The sequence below is a fragment of the Nocardioides jensenii JCM 1364 = NBRC 14755 genome (assembly GCF_001552535.1).
Taxonomy (GTDB): domain Bacteria; phylum Actinomycetota; class Actinomycetes; order Propionibacteriales; family Nocardioidaceae; genus Nocardioides; species Nocardioides jensenii.
This window is the reverse complement of sequence record NZ_BCRJ01000178.1, coordinates 1-1,235: the sequence shown is the minus strand read 5'-3', so window position 1 is coordinate 1,235 and position 1,235 is coordinate 1. Positions and strand designations below refer to the sequence as shown.

1 protein-coding gene is annotated in these 1,235 nt (G+C 66.0%); it reads right to left on the bottom strand.

The genetic code is table 11. The features are described 5' to 3' along the window. Positions 1 to 80: 80 nt before the first annotated feature. Positions 81 to 1,235: transposase (locus tag NJ4_RS24835; RefSeq protein WP_067442127.1), on the bottom strand; the 1,155-nt coding region annotated here is incomplete at its 5' end.

Below are 1,235 nucleotides of genomic sequence, written 5' to 3'. Positions count from 1 at the left end.
TGACTGTTGCGGTTTGGCGTTGCTGATTCTGAGTCGTGCCGGCGGGTGTGCTGGTGGGGACGAGCCGTCCTCGGGCCGGGTCAGCCGGTCATCGGTGCTGCTTGGTGGAGCTTGGTCAGGTTGAGGACTGCGGCTGCGAGGTTCAGTTCGGCGGTGACGGCTTGGATGCCTCGTCGGGCGAAGCGGCGGAGTTTGGTTTTGTCCTTGAGGTGTCCGATGACGGGTTCGACGGTGGCGGATCTGCGTTTGTACTGTGCCGCGTTCTGAGGGTTCCGTAGCCGGTATTGCATGGCTGCCTTCGCGTCCAGATCCGGTGGGGGTGGCCCGGTGGTGGGGTTGTCGCGTTGTTCGCGGGCCAGATCACGATGCTTGCCGGGTGCGATCAACCGGTCCGGACCATCGGCGTCGAGGTTGGTGTCGGTGAAGTAGCCGGCGTCAGCCAGGACGAGTTCGATGTTCTTGCCCAATGCCTTGGCGTTGGTCGTGGCGGCGTTCAGGGTGGGTGTGTAGCAGTTGGTGTCGTTGGCGTCTTGGGAGATGTGGATGCCGAGGATGAGGTGGTCATCGGTGACCGCGATTTGGGCGTTGTAGCCCTGCACGGAACCACCTCCGGATCCTTCGGTCATCAACCGTGAGTCGGGGTCGGTGGTGTTCACGACGCGGCCGGTGCCGCCGTGGGAACGGGAACGTGCTTCTCGTCGGTCTCGTTCCCGTTCCGCGGTGCCACGTAGGTCCAGGGGACCCTGCTCGACCTGCTCGAGTGCGGCGGCGAGATTCTTCTCGATCCGCTTCATCGCACGCCGAGCCTCTGCTCGGGTCCGGGCCGCCGCGGCACCCCCGATGCCTTCCACCTCGCCGATGCGACGCTGTTCACGCCCCAACCTGGCCCGCTGGGCGAGCACAGGATCGACCCCGTTCGGGACCCGGCCCTGCCGGATTTCCCCAGCCTCGATCGCCGCCAGATAGGACTCGGCACGGGCACGGTCTGCTTGGTCGATCTGATCGTGCTCGGCGTCTTGCCGGTCCAGTTCGGCCAGGGCCTTCTTCAGATTCGCTGCCCGGGCCTTACGGGTCGCCAACTGTGGCGGCAACCCGCCACCCCCGCCACCGTCGGCGTCCTCGGCATCCTCGGCCTCGTCGAGGCTGTCGGCCTCAGCAGTCACTTCGGCGGCCTTGTCACGCAACCACTGGGCCGTCCTGTTCTTCGACCGCGATGCGTTCGCGGCGATCTTGGT